This is a genomic window from Photorhabdus temperata (assembly GCF_025384845.1).
Classification (GTDB): Bacteria; Pseudomonadota; Gammaproteobacteria; order Enterobacterales; family Enterobacteriaceae; genus Photorhabdus; species Photorhabdus temperata.
The window spans coordinates 13,646-36,042 of sequence record NZ_JAJAFX010000010.1 but is presented as its reverse complement, the minus strand read 5'-3'; the positions used below and the strand labels follow the sequence as shown (position 1 = coordinate 36,042).

Here is a 22,397-nt window from a genome sequence, read left to right as displayed (position 1 = left end):
CAATGAATTTTATTTCTATGGGTCAAATATTAAAATTATTTCCTGCGGTGTTTAAAATCATAGAGCTTTCTATAGAAATAGTATCTAATGATGAATAGCATGGATTATATCCGAACATTCGAGCTTTATAATTAGTTGAGTAATAATTTTTCTTTAATCCGGTTGCATTAATAATATTAGCTTTAATCTTATAAGAGGTAACATCGATAATTTCAGTAGAACGATCAGCAACAAGTGATGGATCACTTATACCTATAAAATTCAGAATAGCGTCAAATTTTATTTTTGTTGATGTAAACTGCTCCAGACAATAGATCTTAACATTGTTGTGCCAAACTACAGTACTTATAAAATCTTCTACTACGGTAATACGGCGTGCAAATAAATACAATTCATGTTTTTGCTTTTTATCTGACCATTGACGGAGAAGATCTTTAGCAATTTGACTCGTTGCCCCTAAAATAGCCACCTTCATTTAAATTAATTTTTTATCAATAGGGTTACCAAAAGCTAATCTTGGACGACATTCTCGGGCTTCACTCATCAAGATTTCAATTAACATTGGCGTAGGCTGATTCAAAAATTTTTCTACCAAGATTGTGAATTCATTTATATCAGATATTAAAAAAGAAATAATATTATAATAAGTCTTGCCCACTCTGCAAAATGAAGAACTATAACCATTCCAATATGTTGATTAATTTCTACCATAAAAATACATTTCTTGAAATGAGCGAACCATGCCAAGGGAATCTAGGTAAATTTTCACGAACAATAATATCTAGTTCTTGTAGTTCTTGGATATTGAGTTGTGCTCCTCCATCACCAGTCAGAACCACCACAGGTAATTGACTTGCATACGAAATTCCGATTGCGGTAGGGATAAATCCCATTGCTCCTAAGCCAACAGAATGATGCATAGCTTGTTTTCTAGTTAGTAATATAAAGTGTGTAGCTCACATTTGGTTATTACCAACATCAGCTACATAATGCACATCTCGATCACGAAAAACCGTATTTAGAGACCGACACAAATCAAATGGACTAATAGAAAACTCTGGATTAACCACCATGGATAGCCTATTAAAAAACCACAAACTAATAATTAGACTTTAATGGACATGTAAGAAACATAATGAATATCTCACAAACAATAATCATCTATCTATTGGATACATATTTATAATATAATTATAAGCATTAAAAATGAACACCCGATATTTCTCTTAAATAATCCTGAGAGCCAGCAACACCAGTAAATTGATTATTTATTCCAATTCTCCGTATTTTAGGAAATACAGACAATTTTCCGGATGAATATAAATCGTTACATAACTCAAGAATATGGCTACCAAAACCGCCATTAAGCTGATGCTCTTCAATTGTAATGACATTATTGGCAGATAATATTGATTTCAAAATCGCTTCTTTTGTTAAACCTGAGATAAAAGGAACTGAATATAACACATAATCATCATATTCAGATTCTAATTGGCTTAGTGAGTAGGAGAGGACTGCTCCGGTAGAAAATACAACAGTTGAATCATTTCCTTTCTTTTTAATAAAGATTGGCAATTCCTTTTCTGATTCTAATTTTTCAATATGTATTCGTTTTTCACCAGCCTTATTAACTCTTACATAAGCCGGGCCATTATGCCGCTCACACAATTCTTTTGCCACTAATTCAGCTTCAGCAGGATCTCCCGGAGCACACACAAACATATTAGGAATGGCTCTCATCATCGCGATGTCTTCAGTCGTATGATGTGATGTTCCTAGTGGTCCATAAGCGTAACCTGCACCTACAGCAACTATTGTCACATCTAAATTATGATAGCAAACATCATAACGGATCTGTTCCATTGCCCTTAATGTAGGAAAATTACCTATCGAATAAACAAATACTTTATAACCTTCTAAAGCAAGACCCGATGCAACTTGTAGCATATTCTGTTCTGCAATTCCCACATTTAAGTAGCGGTCAGGAAAACGCTCAGCAAATTGTTCAAGAACAGAAAAACCTAAATCACCACAGAGTAAAAATATTTTGTCGTTTCTTTCTGCCTGCTCGCATAAAGATTTTATAAAAGTATTACGCATTATTCGCCTCCAGTTCTCCCAGTGCTTTAATATATTCCTCATCACTTGGTGAACGATAATGCCAGAGCAATTCATTCTCCATGAAAGAAACCCCTTTTCCTTTAACTGTATGAGCAATAATCACTTTAGGTTTAAGGTTATCAAATTTAATATCATATGCATTCTTGATTGCTCGGTGGTCATGACCATCAATATCGATAACATTCCATTGAAAAGCTTCAAATTTATCTTTCAGTGGCTCAAGTGCAAGAACTTCTTCAATCCGACCAAAACTCTGGATTTTATTATAATCAACAATCAATGTCATATTGTCCAATTTATGATGAGGAGCAAATAATATAGCTTCCCAATTCGATCCTTCATCCAATTCTCCATCGCTGACAATAGTATAAATATGATATTTCTTATTTTGGCGTCTAGCAGCTAGAGCAACGCCACAAGCTACACCGAGAGCATGACCAAGGCTACCTGTTGATAGTTCAATACCTGGTAACTTATGGTTCACATGAGATGTAAAGTATGAACTATCTGATGTGTAATCTTCGAATAGATTTAATTCTTTGAAAAATCCTTTTTCCTGAAGAACCGCATATAAAGCTGTGCATGCATGCCCTTTACTATAAAATAAGCGATCACGTTCAGGCCAATCGGGATTATCAACTTTTACATTCATGACATTACTATATAATACTGCAAGAACATCTGCGATTGAAAAAGCACCACCTATATGTGATGCCTTTTTCTTATGACACAATTCAAGTACAGACTTTCTAATCTGATTGCCTAAGATAACTGAATTCATTTTTTTTCCTCAATTGCCCAATGTGCAGTTCTTTCAATAGCATTTGTCAACGTAGTATGAATCGATAACCCCAGTTCTTGATAAGATTTTTGGATAGAGGGAATATACCTCGCAGGAGGAGTGCCTGGGACGGGGGTTTTAGCTATATGAATTTTGGATGATGGATTTACAACATCTGAGACCAACTGTGCAAGTTCTGCAATTGAAATAGCTTGATCAGAACCTACATTATATGCAACTGCACCTTTACCATTGAGCATTAATACTAAGAGCCATTTCGTTAAATCTGTTGCATACATATAAGAACGCAGAGGTGTTCCATCTCCACCAATATTTATATCTCGTCCATGTATCGCATCATTAATAAAATTACCAATTGCGAAATGCTTATCTAAAGGTAGAAATGGTCCAACAAATGCGAAGCAACGAGCACTGATAACGTTTAATGAATATTTAGAATGATATAAAGAACTTAACCATTCTGAATAGCGTTTGCCTAACCCATAAGCTGACTTAACATCAGTTGAAGAAGGAGCACCGTTATATTCTTCAGTAAAATAATCCAATTGAGTAGGCTGAGCACCATAAACAGCACCACTGCTAAGAAGTAAAACCGACTTAGCGCCAGCTAATCGCGCCGCTTCCAAAATATTTGTTGTACCCTTAGTATTTACATCCATTATACTCAGATAATCTGTAGAACCTGACGGATCTGCCACATCCGTTGCTGCATGAATATAATAATCACATTTAGGTAGTTCATTTGGATGTAATAAAACCACATCAGATTTAATAAAATAAACATCCTGACGTAATTTAAAATAAGGATTATCTTGAATAAACTTTTCTGGATTTCGGCTAATAACAATGAGCTCACATGATAATTTTAATTCATCATTGGCATAACATAAACTATATAATAACCACTTACCAATAAATCCAGTTCCTCCCGTAATAAATATTTTTTGTTCATGAAAGGATGAAAATAAATTTCTATTATCTGAAATTAACCTCTGTAAATCATCTCTTAATATACTATTCATTATTTTTAAGGTAGCCATTGCTGGCTACCATCTATTTATTGTCAGAAATTCAACCCAAAAAACTCTTCAAATTTAGCAATGACATAATCCAAGTGGTCATTGGTCAAGCCAGGATAAATACCAATCCAGAAAGTTTGATTCATAATGCGGTCGGTATTGGTCAACTTGCCAACCACACGATAATTACGGTTAGCAAAATAGGGTTGACGGGTTAGGTTGCCGGCAAACAGCAGACGCGTACCAATTTTGGCTTCATCCAAGAACTTAACCAGTTCAACACGGTTAATACCGCTGGTCTCTTTTAGGGTAATAGGAAAACCAAACCAGGAAGGTTCAGAGTTTTCGGTTGCTTCTGGCAACTCAAGGAACTCAGTGCAGTTTTCCAGACCTGCTTTCAAATAGGCAAAGTTAGCTTTACGCTGTTCAACAAACTCTTCAACACGCTCTAGTTGAGCCAGACCACAGGCTGCCTGCATATCGGTGATCTTTAGGTTATAACCCAGATGAGAGTAGATGTACTTGTGATCATAACCCTGAGGCAATGACCCTAATAGCTGACCGAAACGTTTGCCACAGGTGTTATCGCAACCCGGTGCACAATAGCAATCACGGCCCCAATCTCGGAAAGATTCAATAATTGTTTTCAGTTCACCTGACTTGGTAAACACAGCACCGCCTTCCCCCATAGTGATATGGTGCGCAGGGTAGAAGCTAACAGTACCAATATCACCGAAAGTACCGACCATTTTACCGTCATAACGGGTACCCAGTGCATCACAGCAGTCTTCAATAAGCCACAAGTTATACTTATCGGCGATACGGCGCACTTCGGCCAGGTTAAACGGGTTACCCAAAGTATGGGCGATCATGATAGCTTTGGTCTTATCGGTCACCGCTGCTTCAATCAGTGTCGGATCGATATTGTAGGTCGGAATATCCACATCAACGAAGACGGGGATAAGACCGTTTTGGATAGTCGGGTTAACAGTAGTCGGGAAACCGGCCGCTACAGTAATGACTTCATCACCCGGTTTAAGTGCACGTTCACCCAGCTTATGGGAAGTCAGTGCGGTTAATGCCAGCAGGTTGGCAGATGAGCCTGAGCTGGTGGTTAGCACATGGGGTACGCCAATATACTCCCCCAGTTTTTTTTCAAAGGCATCATTGAAACGTCCGGCGGTCAGCCAGCCATCCAGAGAAGCCTCAACCATCAATTGCAGTTCTCGGGCACCGATCACTTTGCCGGAAGGTGGTACTACACTGGCACCAGCTACAAAAGGTTTAGGAGCCATCGTTTCTTCTGCATACTGGGCAACCAGCGAGGAGATCTGTTCACGTAATGCTTGAGAACTCATTAATTCATTTCCTATCAATGGATTGTATTACCTGTCTTTGCTGGCCTCAGGGCGGCAGACAAACAAAAATATAAAGGGGCGATATATTACGGCTATAAACCTCAAAAGTCATGTGACCGTGGCAGATTCATTTTATTGTGCAGCCATGTAATCACGAATTTCGCGCAGTGAGGTTTCACGCATATCCTTACCTGCCAACCATGCCTTATGCCAGTTGACGATACGTTCCAGTGTATTGACCAGATCCCAGCGGGGATGCCAGCCCATTCTCATCTTAGCTTTGGAGCAGTCCAGCTTTAGGTAATGCGCTTCATGCGGGTGTTCTGTGCCATCGAGTTGCCAAGTGGCATCCTTTCCCCATATTTGGACCATCGTTTCAACAATAAACTGTACCGGCTTGGCATCATTGTCATTGGGGCCAAAGTTCCATCCCTCAGCGAAGGCACATCTATCCCGGTAAAGGTGTTGAGCTAATAGCAGATAGCTGGAAAGTGGTTCCAATACATGCTGCCATGGACGAATAGAGTGAGGATTACGGATCACAACAGGTTCGTTATTTTGAAAAGAGCGTAAAATATCTGGGATCAGTCTATCCTTGGCCCAATCACCTCCGCCAATCACATTACCGGCTCGTACTGATGCCAGAGCGACCCCATGATGCTCATAATCTTTGGGATTAAAGAAAGAGTTACGGTAGGCAGAAGCTACCAGCTCTGCACATCCTTTGCTATTGGAATAGGGGTCGTAGCCACCCATAGCTTCGTTTTCACGGTAGCCCCAAACCCATTCCCTATTTTCGTAACATTTGTCACTGGTAATGTTGACAACTGCCTTAACCCCGCCAACCTGCTTGATAGCTTCCAGCAGATAGACTGTACCCATCACATTGGTGGAATAGGTTTCAATAGGGTCATCATAAGAGAGCCTTACCAGTGGCTGCGCAGCCATGTGAAAGACTATCTCGGGTTTGAAGTCAGTTATGGTTTCACGCAGATGGAAGAAATCTCGGATATCTCCCTCTTCAGAGAGTAGCCCTTTATAAACGCTCGCCACTTCAAACAGACTGGGTTCAGTCGGTGCAGGCAGCGAATACCCGCGAACAATTGCTCCCATCTCTTCAAGCCACAGGGAGAGCCATCCCCCTTTAAAACCGGTATGACCTGTGAGAAAAACGCGTTTTCCACACCAAAAGTTCGCTTCAATCACGGTGTTTACTCCCAAATCTTCCACGGAGCCTGCCTCTTCTCCCATAATGCTTCGAGATAATGTTTGTCGCGCAAAGTATCCATGGGTTGCCAGAAACCTGTATGTTCATATGCCATCAATTCGCCCTGTTCTGCTAGGGTCATTAGCGGTTCTTGTTCCCAGGTAGTAGCATCATTATCGATGAGATCAATCACTTTTGGGCTGAGTACAAAGAAACCACCATTGATCATGGCACCATCGCCTTTTGGCTTTTCTTGGAAAGAGCGGATTTGTTTATTCTTGTTGATATCAAGCGCACCAAAACGTCCCGGTGGGAAGGTGGCGGTAAGGGTAGCCAGTTTTCCATGATTGCGATGGAAATCGATAGTGGCCTGAATATTTACATCGGAAATACCGTCACCATAGGTAAACAGAAAAGCGTCATCGTCCCTTATATAATCCGCTACTCGTTTCAGACGTCCTCCTGTCATAGAGGTATCCCCGGTGTCAACCAAGGTGACATTCCAAGGCTCAGCTCGTTTTTCATGCACTTCCATCCGATTCTCTGCCATATAAAATGTTACGTCAGACATATGCAGGAAATAGTTGGCAAAATACTCTTTGATAACATATCCCTTGTAACCACAGCAGATGATAAAGTCATTAATACCGTGAGCAGAGTACATTTTCATGATGTGCCATAAGACAGGTTTTCCACCAATCTCCACCATAGGCTTCGGTTTTACCACTGTCTCTTCGCTCAGGCGGGTACCCAAGCCCCCGGCCAATATTACTGCCTTCATGATTTCCTCATTTATTTAGATACGGTGAATGCATCAGAGAAGAAGTGCTTCCCAGGCAATCCATTTTTTACAAAATCAGCTCTTGCTGCTTCGATCATAATTGGAGATCCACAGGCATAGACGGCAAATGCTGAGAGACTATCAAAATCCTCCATTACCGCCTTATGTACGAATCCTCTTCTTCCTGACCATTGAGAATCTTCACCAGATACTACGGGTACGTAATGTATATTCTCATGCTTGGTAGCCCATTCTATCGGAAGGTCTAAATAGAAATCAGCTCCGCTGTTCATTCCCCAATAGATGTGAATATCACGTTTGGAATTTTGTTCGATAAGTTTTTCTACCATAGCTTTAACTGGAGCAAACCCGGTACCGCCAGCAAGAAAGATAATTGGTCGATCATCGTCTCTGACAAAGAATGTTCCCAATGGCCCCTCCAGTCTCATCAGGGTATTCACAGTCAGTTCGTTGAATAAAAGCCCACTCATAGTCCCATTGGCGACCTGTCTAATATGTAATTCGATCCCTTCTGAAACCGTAGCATTGGCAATGGAATAGCTTCGTACCACACTTTGATAATGAAGATTAATATATTGACCGGGTAAGAATGCAAAAGATGCAGTGGGTGGTAGCCTGAATTTAATGACCATATATTCATCTGCCGCTATGCTGGTTGAACTGACTTTGCAGGGCACAATTTTTTTCGTTAGCTCAGCAAGCTCTGGATAATATTCAGCTTCTATGACAATCTCATCAGAGCTAGGCTTACATTGGCAAGTCAAGAAACGCTCGCCAGCCTTATATACACGCTCTTGTTCATCGGAAACTTCACCAGCAAGTAGAAGTGATTCGCACATACCACATGAACCATTCTTACAGCTATATTCTAGTATTACGCTAGATTCCAGCGCAGATTCAAGAATTGTTTTATTTTTTACTGCGCTGAATTTAACCTGAGAGGGAGTCAATTTAACTATCGTAGTCATTATTCACTTATAATATTGTGCATCTGTAAATGTCGGAGCGGTTTGGTCTTTAACAGAAAGCTGAGGGGAGATTTCCAAAGGCCAGTCAATCGCAAGATTCTCATCTTCCACATTATGAAAAGGTATTTAACGTCAGTACAGATAGTGGATTTAATCATATGCAGGGAAAAGGCTGTTTAGATACACCTATTATTATAGAGCATAATCCGGTACCGGAACCACCGGCTAGAATGATGCCTTTCATATTAATTTGGTCAAGCTATTTATATTATTACTGATTTAGGTTAATTGTATGGTTAACCATTAAATGAGGTTATTTAATGATTTTTACTTAACATGTAGGGATTTCCTTGTATATACAGATGAAAGACCTGAGTCAGCATGTTAATAATCATTAAATAAAGCTACCGCACTAGGTTGTTGGCTCCCAGAACGCCTATAGAATTCTCTAATCTTGCCCACTATATTGATTTTCCAGTACTTTTGTCTGTCGTAACAAAAAGTAATGGGGGATAAGGTTTTGTAACTATTTGGAGGGAGAGTAAACTGTAAGCTTCTCCGGGTCAAGCTTAATACGCTGCTTGTTTAATTAATTGATAAAATAAGGCGGCCAATCAGGGGTTTTGATGGTTTTTTGTTAGAATCGTTCCTGTGATTGGATTTGAGGTTATTTACTAGGTGAGAGTCAAGTTCGGTAGACTTAAGAAGGATTCAGTTAGCTGTTTAATTAAATAAAGGTGTGAAAATGTTATCTTTTCTGATCTGTGGGGATACTTTGAAGGGTTTAGATAATAATTATTCATTGAATTCTTTCTCCTATATCATGATCCTGTGTTTTTGGAGTAGAGCCATTCAGTTCAGTACATAAGGCATTTCCTCCATTCAATGTTGTCCACAATGATAGTCCGCTATTTATACTTCCTGCTTTTCTAGAATATTGGTTAACTTTAACCCCATTACATTATGAAGAAATTCTTTATAATTGCACTCACTTGAGGTCCAATATTAATTTTTTGATATTACGAGGATTGATGGCGGTTAGGAATGATCCTAAAGAAACACCTATACACAGGATTAATAGTTTTATGGATATAGATTCATCCAGAAGGAAGTAAGCAAAGAATATTGCCCAAACGGTGTAGGTGATGTTTAAAGCCATAGCACGAATAGGTTGGAGTATGCTGATTGCTCGGTAGTAGAAGAGGTATGAGACGGTAGTTGTCAGTGAAGTTATTAGTAGTAGGCTGGATAGTGTGAAACTTGAGAAGATGTCTATTGCATTAGGCAGAGAGAATATGAAGGCTATGATAAGGATAATATAACCTACCGAAGAGGAGAGTTGTCTTATAAAATAGGCGATGTCAGCAGGTATATTGTTGTTCATTCCGTAGGAGCTGATAACAACTTCAGATCCCCAACCCAGTGCGCAGATAAAGGCAAAAAGGAAGCCTGTCCAGCTGGATATTGTTTGTGTTGTTGTTGAATAGCCTAGTATTATGGTACATACAACGGCTAATATCAGGCCTAATGTTCCTATAAGGTGAATTCTGTCTTTAAATAGGCAGAATGATATTAGAGAACCAATAGCAGGGTAGGTTGCAGCGATAATTGCTGTATAACCAACACCAATATGTTGAATTGCCAGGATATAACAAGACATGCCTATTGGGCCACCCAGTATTGCTGCCAGGACGATTATCCAATATTTTTTATTTTTAGTGATGGCGATTATTGCCCGATATTTATCTTGATATAGTAGATATATAAACATGTATGTACATGAAATCAGGTCATTCAGGAAGGCAATAATTATAGGAATAAGAAAGTAAGAGGAAAGAGTGTTGTTTTTTAATAAAATAGCTAAAAGAACACCTGTGAGTCCCCAAAAAACACCAGAGAACAGTCCATAGGCATTTGCTGTTACTTTACGGTTGGTAAGCATAGCTATTTTGGTGCTTTTTCATAAAGTTATAGGTTCGTATTTAAGAAGTCAATTCCATAATTTCCATTTTCCTTTTTTGAGATAAAAACTGAAGGAAGTATAATGCATATGATATATCTAATAATGAGTTTTTGTGGCTTGTTATTTCAATTTTTTGAATTATATGATTTTTAATGATTCGTATATTAAAGATTTCATAGGGTTGTTGTTTATCCAGATAATCAATATAACTTTCAGCCAGATCCATTGAGTCTCTTCACGGATGCGGTGTGTGAGCTGGTATAGCCATTTCCTTCAGTGATTAATATGGTTATATCATATCTATTTAGCCGGTTAGAAAGCGTAGATATTATTTTAAAAGATCGTAAGTACAATCTTTTTTGGGATGAAACTCAATAGGGGAGTTAATAAGAATTTTTCTAATGTTTTCAAAATCGTAATTTTCACAAGATATTTTTAAGTCATTTAATAATGAGTTTAAATTATCCCAAGGTAAAAATACTTCATTTGCTGTCATTATTCTAGGATGGTTGGTGCCAGAAACGTTATCACCAATGAGTAGCTCTTCATAAAGTTTTTCTCCTGGCCTTAATCCGGTAATTTTGATTTCTATATCACCATGAGGATTGGTTTTATCTTTAACTGTCAGGCCGGAGAGGTTAATCATTTTTCGGGCAAGGTCATAAATTTTTACTGATTCGCCCATGTCCAGAACAAAGACGTCACCATTGTTGCCCATTGCTCCCGCCTGGATAACTAATTGGGCGGCTTCCGGGATAGTCATGAAGTAACGTGTGATATCTTTGTGAGTTAGTGTTATTGGTCCACCATTTGCCATTTGTTGCTCAAAAAGGGGGACCACTGAGCCAGATGAGCCAAGAACGTTGCCGAAACGAACCATTGAGAATTTTGTATGGCTGTTTTCTTTAGCAAAGGCTTGCAGTATAAGTTCTGCGAATCTTTTTGTTGCCCCCATTGTGTTTGTCGGGCGAACGGCTTTGTCGGTAGAGATTAATACAAATTTTTCAACTTTTTGTTTAATTGCTGCTTGTGCAAGTGAGAGTGTGCCAAAAATATTATTATTTATACCCGCCAGTGTGTTCATTTCTACCAGTGGGACGTGTTTATATGCAGCAGCATGGTATATTGTGTTAATGTTGAATTTGTTTATTATTTTATTTATTTTATCTGAGTCTTTTATATCACCTAAAATCGGAATGATATTTATATTGAGATCTTTTTCCAGATTTATTTTTTGCAGTTCCATTTCTATTGAGTAAAGGCAATACTCTGTTAGCTCAAATAATATTATCTGAGATGGTGACTGATTGATGATTTGTCTGCACAGTTCAGATCCTATTGAACCGCCAGCGCCTGTAATAAGGACGTTTTTATTTCTGATGTTTTTACTGAGTAAGTCTTGTAATGGGTTAACTTGTTCTCTTCCTAGCAGATCATTAATGGAAACCCGCTTTAGTGAGTTTATTTGGGCTTTTCCTTCAACCAGATCATTGAAGCTTGGGATTGTGAGTATTTCACAATGTTCTTTTTGTAGTCTTTCAATTATTTTTTTTCTATTGGATATTGAAGCACTGGGTATGGCTAATAATATTTTCTTTATATTATATTTCTCTATCAGAAAATTTATTTTTTCTGGAGAGAAGACGTAAACCCCATGGATAGATAAATTATGTAATTTGGTATTGTCATCAACAAAGGCAATTGGGTTGAATTCTCTATGCATTGTCAATATGGGTAAAAGTTGCCGACCAGATTCTCCTGCGCCATAGATAATTACTGGGGTTCCTTTATATTTTAATAGATTACGCAGTGTTCTATATAAGAACCTTGTGCCACAGAGTGATATAACCAAAAAAGAGAAATAAATAATAGGTACAGTTCTGGGTAAGAATGCCTGTTGATATAAGGAGAATGCGGTTAAGAATAGAGTCGATGATAATGAGCCAATAATGGCCCATTTCAGTATACTCATATTAACGTATTTCAATATCGATCTATAAAAGCCAATTCTTAAGAAAATAAATAGCGTGCAAGGTACGGTGAATATAATAGTTATCCAATGTTGTAAACTGTAGAGTGGTACTTCTCTGTCAAGACGTAGCCACATGCTTAGCCAGTATGAAATACTGATTATAAATATATCTACTATTAGTAGAACGATGGTCTTTATTAATCTATCTTGGCTGAAAATTATTCTTTTATTCATGATTTTTAATTACCTTAAAACTGATTTGTAAATTGTTTTAAAAATAATCTTCAGATCAGAGAAAAATGATTTATTATCAACATATTCCAAGTAATATTTGGCTTTTATAGGCATCACAATATCAATATATGCTTGATGTGGATCTGCATATTTAGCTAATATTTTATTTTCATCAATCATTTCTATAGAAGCCAAATCTGTTATTCCAGGTTTGATAGATAATATTTTGTTTCTGACGTCATCTGGGTATTTATCCATAAATTGTGGGACTTCTGGTCTTGGTCCGACTAAACTCATTTTTCCTCGAACAACATCAATGAGTTGAGCTAGTTCATCAAGTTTGTATTTGCGTATAAATTTTCCAGAGTTCGTAATACGTAGATCATGACCTACAGTGAGTTGGCCTTTTTGTTCTGAACCGGTAGTCATACTTCTAAATTTGTGAATATAAAAATCTTTATTATATTGACCTACGCGCTTTTGCCGGAAAAAAATGGGTCCTTCCGAGTCTATTTTTATCCAAATGGCAATCGCGATTAAGATAGGAGAAAGGATGATTAGCCCAATTGAAGATGCAGTGAAGTCAAAAACTATTTTTATGGTTGAATAAGTTATTTTCATTTATCCAAGAATCCCTTTAATTGTCTTGATAACGTAGATCTGGTCTTCTTGGGTCATTTTTGTGTATAAAGGAATGGATACAATTTTTTTAAAGTTTTCTTCTGCTACTGGGAAGTTATTCTTATCAAGAGAATAGGTGTTTTTCCATATGGGTTGTTTATGTAGTGGGATAAAATGGACAGAACAACCTATATTTTTTTCTGCCATTTTTATTATAAAGTCGTCTCTTGATATCTTAACTTCATCATTCAGTCTGATAGCATATAAATGCCAGGCGTGCTGGCTATTAGGCTCTTTAGGTTTAGTCGGTAAAATAATGGGTAAGTCTTTTAATTCACTATCGTAAAATTTAGCCATCTCTTCTCGTTTCTTCTGAAAAGAGTCTATTTTCTGTAATTGATGAATACCAATGGCCGCACAAATATCTGGCATATTATATTTATAGCCTGGTTCAATCACTTCATAGTACCAGGCTGGTGTTTTAGATTGATATCTGTCAAAAGCATCTTTGCTAATGCCGTGCAAACGCATGACTTTTGCTCTTTTTATAATGTCTGGATTTCGGGTTACTAGCATCCCGCCTTCAGCCGTTGTCATGGTCTTATTGGCGTAGAAACTAAATACGGTGACATCGGTGTCCAGAGTGCCAATTTTTTTTCCTTTGTATAAGGTTGGGAATGAATGAGCTGCATCTTCAACTATTCGTAGATTGAATTCTTTAGCTATAGCAATGATTTCATCCATATCACAGGATAAACCGGCAAAGTGTACCGGTATAATCGCTTTAGTTTTGGATGTGATTGCTTTTCTTATTGCTGCTGGATCAATATTCAAGCTGTTAGGTAAAGAATCAACAAAAATAGGGTGAGCGCCCAGATAACGGACAACTTCTGCCGTTGCAGTAAAGGTGTAGGTAGGGACGATGATTTCGTCACCAGGTTGGATACCAATGGCTTCCAATGCTAAATGTAATCCAGCCGTTGCTGAATTTACCGCGATTGCTTCAACATCAGAATTTAAATACAGAGTAAAGTCTTGTTCAAATCTTCTGGCTTTAGGTCCGGTAGTTATCCAACCTGTTTTAAGTGAGTCAATGACTTCATCAATTTCTTCTTGGCCGAGTTCTGGGAGTGCAAAAGGGAGAAAAAAAGAGCTCATGATATAATCCTTATCTTTTATTTTTTACGTGGAATTTCTTATTGAATATAATTTTCATTATTCCAATGAGATACCCTGATCCATAAGATAAATGTATGCACAGAAATATTAAGGGTAAGAAAATATAATTTTTTTTATTTTTAATATGGGCTTTTATTGACACCAGTAAAGCCAGGGATAAATAGATAAAAATACAGCTTATATATAGATATAAAAATATTGGGCTAATGAATGAGAGGATTGGCCCCAGGATTAACCCTAAGACAAAAGTCGGTGGTATTAATTGTCGAAATGATGTTGTTGTTTTTAATTTCAAATTGACTAATGGTTTAAATAAACCGTATTGATAGAACATAGAGCAAATTTTTTTAATTGAATCTCTGGGGTAATAATCAATAATAATATCTGGAGCAAGATATATATTACCTCCATGTTTTATAATTCTGCTGTTGAATTCATCATCTTGGTTTCTAATTAAATCCTCATCAAATAGGCCTATTTTATCGAATATATTTCTTTTGAAAAAACCAAAAGGCACTGTATCAACTTTTTTTATTTTATTGACACCAATTCGAAAATGGGAATTACCCATGCCAAAGTGACTACTTAAGGCATATGCAATAGTATGGGCAATCATTGTAGAATTACATGGTTTTGTATTAAGAACTCCTCCTATATTATCAATATCAAACTGTTTTGATAAACTATATAATTTGGATAAGTAGTTGCTAGGATAGTTAGAATGCGCATCGATTCTGGCTATATATTCTCCTGATGAATTTTTTATACCAATATTCAGTGCAGCAGGGACATGTTTCTCAGGATTGTATAGTAGTTTTATGAATTCATATTTCTCCGTATAACTTTGAATGACTTTTAAAGTGTTGTCTGAGCTACAGCCATCTATAAAGATAATCTCTAATTGCTCGGTAGGATAATCTTGTTTTAGAAGTGATTCGATACATCCTTTTATATATTTCTCTTCATTTAATATAGGGCAAATTACTGATATATTTATCATGATTGAATAATAACCTCTATTTGGACAGTAATGATAGTTATTTAAGTATAATTTCTATATTTTGTTCAAATCTTCTGGCTTTGGGCCGGTAATTATCCAACCAGTTTTAAGTCAATCAGTAATTTTTTCTATTTTAGATTGTCCAATTTCAGGTAACGCGAAAGGAAGGCATCTGTTATTTGTGATGTATCATTGCTTTTAGGAATTTATTTGATAAAGCATTATATGTGTGATTTTTTGATATGTATTTTTTACCGTTATTTCTTAATTCAATTTTCTTTTCCTTTGAGAGTTTATTTAATTTAAGTAATCCATTTGCAATAGCTTTGGGAGATTCAGGTGGGATAGATAATCCGCAATTTGCATCAGTAACAATGTCATTACCCGCTTCAACAGAATGTAATACTATGCATCCTGCCATCATATAATCTATTAGTTTATTCGGTGAAATCCCAAATCTATATATAGGTTTTTTATGCCAGCCTATATAAGCAATATCGAATAATGGGAGCAGAGCAGGGATCTGTGTTTTTGGTATTGGATCACTAAAGGTAATGTTTCTCAAATTAAGTAAATTAGCTTGTTTTACTAGATTTTCTTTTTCCAGCCCAGAACCTACCAGCAGAAAATGAAAGTTTTGTTTTTCTAATAATTTTGCAGCATCAATAAGGTAGTTCATGGCATTGGGTTTTCCAAGCGATCCGGCATAACCTACAATGATTTTATTTTCTGTTCTACAGTGGTCGATTACCTCTCTGATATGAGGTGAAATGGGATCGATATTTTCAGTTTGCCAATCATTTCCGACTATGCCATTAGGTATAATATGCAATTTTTTCAGGTCCAAACCATGCTCTTTCATATGAGCATGTACATTAGGGAGTATTGAAATTACCGTATCTGAGTGGCGATAAGCATAATTTTCAGCAAATTGACATAATCTTATGAAAGGATGTTTTGGGGACATGCCGCCTATTTCGATAGGAGATAGAGGCCATAAATCGTGAACTTCATAAACTAATTTAGCTTTAGCCTTTTTTGCCAGGTGTTTTGCGACCCAAATGTCCAAGGGGTAAGTACTTGATGCAATAACGATATTGGGTTTATTCTCTTTTATTATGTTGTTTGTATCGAACCATATCTGCTTTAAGAAAGAGAATATATTTTTTACCCGGCCTAATCCATTATTATGGTAATTAGGGGTCGGATACCAGATAAACTTCAATCCACAAAGATTTTTGGTGGTTTTTTTATTATCTGTTAGTTTGGGTTGTTTTGTACGAACATGAGAGTAAGAAGCTGCAAGTATGGTAATATTATGGCCAGATTTAAGCCATTCTTGGCCTAGATAATATGGTCGAAATTCCATACCAAGATCTGGCGAACCGGCATAATGATTTATGTAGACTATATTCATAGTGATTTTTCTAATTCGTCAGCAATTTTTATAGCAGCAACGCCGCCACCATATATAGATTGAACAGAGTGTATATTAGTATTAATCATATTATAAACTGATTGGGTTATTTTTTTATTCTCAGCATCTGATAATTTATTCACACCTGTTTCAATTAATTCTACCCATTCAGTTTGATCTCTCACTGTTACACACGGTTTTCTAAAGAAAAAAGCTTCCTTTTGTAGTCCTCCACTATCGGTAATAACCAGATCTGTATTTTTAAGTAGCCATAACATTTCTAAATATCCAACCGGTTCGATTAAGTGAACATCTAAATGTAAATGATATTTTCCCAACATTTTTTTAGTTCTTGGGTGAAGAGGAAGTACAACAGGGTAAATTGTTTTATGTATATAATTTAATGCGTCCACTATTTCGGTTAATCGTTTTTGATTATCTGTATTTTCAGCACGATGTAGTGTTGTTAATATAAAGTGTTGTGTGGGAATAAGTTCATCAGGTTTTTTTGCCATTCGGCTAAAATATAAGGCAGCATCTTCCATAACATCACCCACTTTTTTTATATTAACTGGCTTTGAATTGAAGCCTTCTCGTTGTAGGTTATTAATTGCTGTCTCTGTGGGACAGAAAAGAATCGAGCTAACATTATCTGTTAATATTCTATTGATCTCTTCTGGCATATCCATATTAAAGCTACGTAAACCGGCTTCAATATGGATAACTGGAATATGTAATTTGGATGCAGATAATGCTCCAGCTAAAGTAGAGTTCGTATCGCCATATACCATGACTGCATCGGGTTTTTCTGTGATAAGTACCTTTTCAATTTCAATTAACATTTTTCCTGTCATTTCACCGTGCGAGCCACCATGAATATTAAGCGTGTAATCAGGTTTAGGAATTTTTAATTGATTGAAAAATATATCAGACATATTAGCATCAAAATGCTGGCCGGTATGAATGATAATTTCTTCGAATTTATTATGATTTTGTAAGGCGCGAGACACCGGGCTTGCTTTTACGAATTGTGGTCTTGCTCCTAATACTGTTATTATTTTCTTCATATTTATTAACTTCCGAATTGTTGATAGAATTTAATAAGTTTATTCTGTTCAATATCCCAATTGTATTTTTTATTTACTGCCAAAAAACCGTTATTACCCATTCTTTCCGCTATATCATAGTTATTCGATAAATAATCTATCGCATCAGCTAATTCTTTAGGGTTTAATGGGTCGATACAAATTCCACAGTTGTTTTCTACAATAATATCCTTCCATAATTTGAAATTTGAAGCGATGACAGGAATTCCTGCACTCATATATTCGAACATTTTATTCGGTTGGGCATCGATATGATTGGGTAATGGATGAAATAGAACAATCCCAGCAATAGATTTAGATAAAAGTTCTTTTGTTTCTATCCGATTTAAAAAACCAAGTTCATCTATTTTATGCCAATTCTCCATGCTTTTTATTTTTTTTTCTAAATCTTTTTCAGAGAAATCGCCTGCTAATTTTATTTTTGTATCAGTCTTCAGGTAAAATATTGATTCTACCATTTCTTCTATGCATCTAATGGCAGATATGCCTCCTACATAGCATACTTGTTTTTCTTTTTTATCCCAGTTGTTGTTATGATTACTTAGTTCGCCTAATATCGGGTAATTATTAATGTCTATTGTGTTTTTATTTAACTTTAAGTATTTATCTCTTATTGAAGGTGTAGCAGTAATAATTCCGTTAAATTTAGGGATAGCATACTTTTCATAGAGAGAGAATGTTTTAGAAATAATCGTTTTTGCTAATTTATTTAAATAAGGTTTACTAAGAATTTGTTTGGGGACATCTTCATGGGCATCAAAGATAACTGTTTTACCTTTCTTTTTAAGTCGTAATCCTATAGGTATTAATTCCGGATCATGGAAATGATATAGGTCAGAATCTAATTCTAATGCTTTTTTATAAACTCTCTCGGTTGTTTTAAAGATTCTATTTAATCGGCCTGGCAGCATACCCACGTCAATGATCGTTATGTTATTCTTTACTTCATTACCTTTACCATCTGCAACAATAAGAGATACTTCATGTTCTCTTTGTAAAGTAGAACATTCTTTTAGAAAAATACGTATATCGAAACGTGGATGTGCCGATGTCATATGTGTGATTTTCATAGGGAGTTCTTGTTATTTTTCGTAGGAAATAAGAATAATAGTATGCTTAATACCAGCAGCCCATATGTCAGTAGTAGTGCTGTAATTGCTGTGTTTGATACTGTGTATACGAACGGTAAATATAATGTTGTTGAAAATTCAAATGGAACTTTTTTTGAACTCAGGTTCATTGCTAAGATGAGCATGTTAAATATAAAGAAATTTATTATTAAGCCAACGATACCATATCTGGCTATACCGTCCCCAATAAAGCCTGTATTAGCAGAGCCTATGGTGCCATAATATATTCGAGAGATTATCTTTGGAGCATCGTTAGTGAATTCCCTATTATTATTGAATGTATAATCATAAAAATAGAAGGTATTTAATGTTGGTGTGAAGAATATTCTGCGTAACCAGTGTATAAGTGGGTCATAGAAATCGAAAATAAAATACAGTAATCCGGCAGCAAGGAATGAGTATAGGATTATATTTATCACAGAGTTACTTATATTTTTTTTCCCTTTGATATAGAAAAATAGTGTTATAACGGTGATATTCATGAACGCTATGCTTTTTAATCCTGAAGAGCAATATATTAAATAGGAAATCATAATGCTTATTGCAATAAGCAGATATTTAACAAAACCTTTTACATAAAATGAAGCTAATAATAATAATGGTGAAATTACGTATCCCCCACTTGTTATAATATACATAGTTAATAATGATGTGTTTTCTTTAAAGTTCTCTCTTACTGCATAAACTTTAAATATATTAGGTGGTATTAAACTGAATGCAGGGTTAGTAATAACAAAGAATAAAACAATAACACCGCATCCTATGATAATTGTTTTATATAAATCCCAGGGGATTTGTAGTTTTGGTAACGTAATTCTATTTATTATTCGAAAGAATAATATAGACAATAAAAATAATATATTTATTGCGGATATGAAAATCACTGAGTATATAGAAGCTGAATTAATTAGAGGAAATATAATTGACAATGGTATAATGTAAATTATATATATTAACCATAAAAAAACCATAATTGGATTTTTTTGGTTATTAAGTAAGGTTAGTGGTAATAATGATATCCAGCAGAATAAGATACTTAAGTGACCTTGTGGGTTAATATTATAGCCTCTTACCTCTTGGAATGTGTCTAATATAAGCACGGAATTTAGATATATAATTACCTGATATAGGAATATTTTTAGTATTATTTTGATTTTATTTTGCATTTTTTCTAATAAAAAAATAAATGATTGATAATACTAATATAGATAGTAAATACATAGTGATAAACTGATAGTATGCCCAACTAATAGGCCCATGCTTTATGTAATAATACCCTATATTAGAGACGGATCGATTCCAATTATTATATAATTTTATTATTTCTTTATTTTTAAAGTTTTGATTTCTATCTATAAGATCTTTTAGAAGAAGGGTCTGTATTCTATGATATTTCATATTCGCCGGATTACCAACTAAATCATAGCTGGACCATTCATTTTTTATGTTGAATTTAAATATATTGCTACTGATTGATTTATATAAATTTTCGGACATTCTTTTACTTTTATCTATATTGAGATAATTTTCGAAGGATTCAATCCCATACGTAGAGTAAATCATTCCGTTTAATACAAAGGCTAATTTGTCTGGACTTGCTTTAGGATCAACATATTCTTCGATCCAGGGCATATTATCTAAAATTGTCAAGCTACCGCCTTGATTGGCCGGAGCTAGCGATGATTTGTATAGTAAACGGGCGGTTAATAGATATTTATCATCACCAAAATAGTCATAAGCTCTTAATAAGAGAGTAATTGCATATGCATCTGTTAATCCGGACCACCAGGGAGCAGAGAGTTTATTATTTTCATATCCTTTATATGGCCAATCAAAATCATATAGGTAATGATTCTCACCATGGAATAATTTGATATTATTCAATAGCCAATCGGCTGAGAATTTAAAATTAGAAATTAATTCCTCTTTATTGAATTTAGGGGGTGGTACATTCCATCCTGATAAGGATGAATCCGTTCTCCATAATATATTGGTATTGTCTTTCTCTAAACTTAAGGATGAGTATATTATTCCATAGTGAACGACATAAAACGGGGATAGAAATGGCTTAGGGATACGCGGTGAATGTGATAATGGAAAACCATTGCTATTAAATTCACGTTGGGTAAATTTCCCTTTCATGACTAAGTTTCTAACATTACTGTTGAATTCATCTATCTCATAAGCATATTTATTGAATGTATAACTGACGATTATTACGATGATTATATATGGAATTATTTTAATTATATTTTTTGTTTTTTTCATTCTAATCCTCTTTTCCGCATAAAAGATAATCTTAAGATATAAGCTGTACTCATTAGATAAAGACTGAAGCTTGTGAGTGAAAATAATAAAAGGGTGAGGTAAATATCCCCTAATAAATATCCGACGAGAAGGGCTGTAAATCTTAATATAATAGATGTTGATTGAATAAATAAATTGCTCTTCTGGTGTTCATAAATGGATAAATATATCGATAAAGATGAATATATTATCTGTCCAGATAAATGAGGTATTAAGCATAATAGATATTTACCTGATTCATACCATTCTTCACCGAAAACAAAAGTTATGGTTGGTATACCAATCAAGTATGTTACTATGGCAAATAAAAGAGAAATTAGTCCCAGGTAATAGAATGTTTTTTTAATTTTTAAGAAAGATGATGCAGGCGTACCTTTTAAATATCCTTGTAATATAGACGAAACTGTTTGGTTTAGCAGTGTAATCGGTGCACCTGATATTTTAGATGCAATTAAATAAAATCCTGCGGGTTTTAGTCCGTATGCAGACATTATAAACAATTGAGGTAGTTCATTACTAACAGTGTTAATTAAACTGGCAGGGAAGTCATAAACTGGAAATTTATAATATTTCTTAGCGAGAAGTCTTATTTTTCTAAACTCGTTTTTCCTTATTACCAGGCGATATTGGGATTTTTTACGTAAAAATAGGACGCCTAATGATTGGCCTAATATCTGCCCTAAGATAAGACTGCTTGCTCCTAAACTAGCTATGCCGCCAATTATTTGAATACTAATCATAGTGACCGTTTGAGCTATTTTAGTAATAGAGAATTCACGGTATTGTCTTTTCCTTATGCTGTTGAAGCTCATTGCTCTATAAAACCCGTAAGTAATAATACCTAGAGGTATATAGTATATGTGGTTTCCTATAATTATTTTTTCTGGAATATGAAATATTGCAAAAATAGTGATTGTTATAAAGCTAATGATGATTGAAGTTATGCAAGATAACGTGACTAATGAATTAATTTCACGTTCTTTTTCTGATGCGCTTATTGAAAATTCATAACGGAGGCAAGCCCCTACTGCCAAAATACTTAAAATGGATGAAAGTGAAGCATAAATTCCTAATTCTTCAGGTGAGAATAATCTTGTTAGTACAGGTGTTGATAGCAGTAATAATATCTGGCTTAATAATGACGAAAGTAATAAGCCAGATAAATTCTTTATAAACTTATTATTCATAGAG

20 protein-coding genes are annotated in these 22,397 nt (G+C 35.5%); all 20 read right to left on the bottom strand.

Annotation, left to right across the window (positions count from 1 at the left end; all coding sequences use genetic code 11):
* Nucleotides 1–22: 22 nt before the first annotated feature.
* The 20 genes from LGZ99_RS05690 to LGZ99_RS05595 all read right to left on the bottom strand — a co-directional run bounded on the left by LGZ99_RS05690 (nt 23) and on the right by LGZ99_RS05595 (nt 22,393).
* Nucleotides 23–475: a hypothetical protein gene (locus tag LGZ99_RS05690; protein WP_262978931.1), complete on the bottom strand. Its 453-nt coding sequence runs from the start codon at nt 473–475 to the stop codon at nt 23–25.
* A gap of 229 nt (nt 476–704) precedes the next feature.
* Nucleotides 705–944, bottom strand: coding sequence for a thiamine pyrophosphate-dependent enzyme (locus LGZ99_RS05685; protein ID WP_262978952.1), 240 nt, complete (start codon nt 942–944; stop codon nt 705–707).
* A 256-nt stretch (nt 945–1,200) separates the two neighbouring features.
* Nucleotides 1,201–2,100, bottom strand: coding sequence for a transketolase family protein (locus LGZ99_RS05680; protein WP_262978930.1), 900 nt, complete (start codon nt 2,098–2,100; stop codon nt 1,201–1,203).
* Complete coding sequence (locus LGZ99_RS05675; protein ID WP_262978929.1) at nt 2,093–2,902, bottom strand: transketolase; 810 nt, start codon at nt 2,900–2,902, stop codon at nt 2,093–2,095. Before LGZ99_RS05675 ends, LGZ99_RS05680 begins: the two co-directional genes overlap by 8 nt.
* Nucleotides 2,899–3,963, bottom strand: a complete 1,065-nt coding sequence (locus LGZ99_RS05670) for an NAD-dependent epimerase/dehydratase family protein (protein ID WP_262978928.1) — start codon at nt 3,961–3,963, stop codon at nt 2,899–2,901. Before LGZ99_RS05670 ends, LGZ99_RS05675 begins: the two co-directional genes overlap by 4 nt.
* 23 nt (nt 3,964–3,986) lie before the next feature.
* Complete coding sequence (gene rfbH, locus LGZ99_RS05665; RefSeq protein ID WP_262978927.1) at nt 3,987–5,300, bottom strand: lipopolysaccharide biosynthesis protein RfbH; 1,314 nt, start codon at nt 5,298–5,300, stop codon at nt 3,987–3,989.
* 132 nt (nt 5,301–5,432) lie between these two features.
* Nucleotides 5,433–6,506: a CDP-glucose 4,6-dehydratase gene (gene rfbG, locus LGZ99_RS05660; protein WP_262978951.1), complete on the bottom strand. Its 1,074-nt coding sequence runs from the start codon at nt 6,504–6,506 to the stop codon at nt 5,433–5,435.
* Nucleotides 6,507–6,511: 5 nt separating this feature from the next.
* Nucleotides 6,512–7,288: a glucose-1-phosphate cytidylyltransferase gene (rfbF, locus tag LGZ99_RS05655; protein ID WP_262978926.1), complete on the bottom strand. Its 777-nt coding sequence runs from the start codon at nt 7,286–7,288 to the stop codon at nt 6,512–6,514.
* Between the two features lie 11 nt (nt 7,289–7,299).
* Complete coding sequence (locus LGZ99_RS05650; RefSeq protein ID WP_262978925.1) at nt 7,300–8,277, bottom strand: FAD-binding oxidoreductase; 978 nt, start codon at nt 8,275–8,277, stop codon at nt 7,300–7,302.
* A gap of 988 nt (nt 8,278–9,265) precedes the next feature.
* Nucleotides 9,266–10,219: a DMT family transporter gene (locus tag LGZ99_RS05645; protein ID WP_262978924.1), complete on the bottom strand. Its 954-nt coding sequence runs from the start codon at nt 10,217–10,219 to the stop codon at nt 9,266–9,268.
* Between the two features lie 349 nt (nt 10,220–10,568).
* Entirely contained in the window at nt 10,569–12,446 is a 1,878-nt protein-coding gene (locus LGZ99_RS05640) for a polysaccharide biosynthesis protein (RefSeq protein ID WP_262978923.1), read from the bottom strand.
* A gap of 9 nt (nt 12,447–12,455) precedes the next feature.
* Nucleotides 12,456–13,067, bottom strand: coding sequence for a sugar transferase (locus tag LGZ99_RS05635; RefSeq protein ID WP_023044170.1), 612 nt, complete (start codon nt 13,065–13,067; stop codon nt 12,456–12,458).
* Complete coding sequence (locus tag LGZ99_RS05630) at nt 13,068–14,225, bottom strand: DegT/DnrJ/EryC1/StrS family aminotransferase (protein WP_262978922.1); 1,158 nt, start codon at nt 14,223–14,225, stop codon at nt 13,068–13,070. It lies immediately after the preceding gene.
* A gap of 10 nt (nt 14,226–14,235) precedes the next feature.
* Nucleotides 14,236–15,246: a glycosyltransferase family 2 protein gene (locus LGZ99_RS05625; protein ID WP_262978921.1), complete on the bottom strand. Its 1,011-nt coding sequence runs from the start codon at nt 15,244–15,246 to the stop codon at nt 14,236–14,238.
* A gap of 175 nt (nt 15,247–15,421) precedes the next feature.
* On the bottom strand, nt 15,422–16,663 hold the full coding sequence (locus LGZ99_RS05620; RefSeq protein ID WP_262978920.1) for a glycosyltransferase family 4 protein: 1,242 nt from the start codon (nt 16,661–16,663) through the stop codon (nt 15,422–15,424).
* Nucleotides 16,660–17,730, bottom strand: a complete 1,071-nt coding sequence (wecB, locus tag LGZ99_RS05615) for a non-hydrolyzing UDP-N-acetylglucosamine 2-epimerase (RefSeq protein WP_023045309.1) — start codon at nt 17,728–17,730, stop codon at nt 16,660–16,662. Before wecB ends, LGZ99_RS05620 begins: the two co-directional genes overlap by 4 nt.
* A gap of 5 nt (nt 17,731–17,735) precedes the next feature.
* Nucleotides 17,736–18,839 carry a glycosyltransferase family 4 protein gene (locus LGZ99_RS05610; protein WP_262978919.1) on the bottom strand — a complete coding sequence of 368 codons (1,104 nt, stop codon included), beginning with the start codon at nt 18,837–18,839 and terminating at the stop codon, nt 17,736–17,738.
* Entirely contained in the window at nt 18,836–20,065 is a 1,230-nt protein-coding gene (locus tag LGZ99_RS05605) for a hypothetical protein (protein WP_262978918.1), read from the bottom strand. Before LGZ99_RS05605 ends, LGZ99_RS05610 begins: the two co-directional genes overlap by 4 nt.
* Nucleotides 20,055–21,167 (bottom strand): D-glucuronyl C5-epimerase family protein, encoded by a 1,113-nt coding sequence (locus LGZ99_RS05600; RefSeq protein ID WP_036839968.1) that lies wholly within the window; start codon nt 21,165–21,167, stop codon nt 20,055–20,057. Before LGZ99_RS05600 ends, LGZ99_RS05605 begins: the two co-directional genes overlap by 11 nt.
* Nucleotides 21,164–22,393 (bottom strand): lipopolysaccharide biosynthesis protein, encoded by a 1,230-nt coding sequence (locus LGZ99_RS05595; protein WP_031281106.1) that lies wholly within the window; start codon nt 22,391–22,393, stop codon nt 21,164–21,166. Before LGZ99_RS05595 ends, LGZ99_RS05600 begins: the two co-directional genes overlap by 4 nt.
* Nucleotides 22,394–22,397 lie beyond the last annotated feature (4 nt).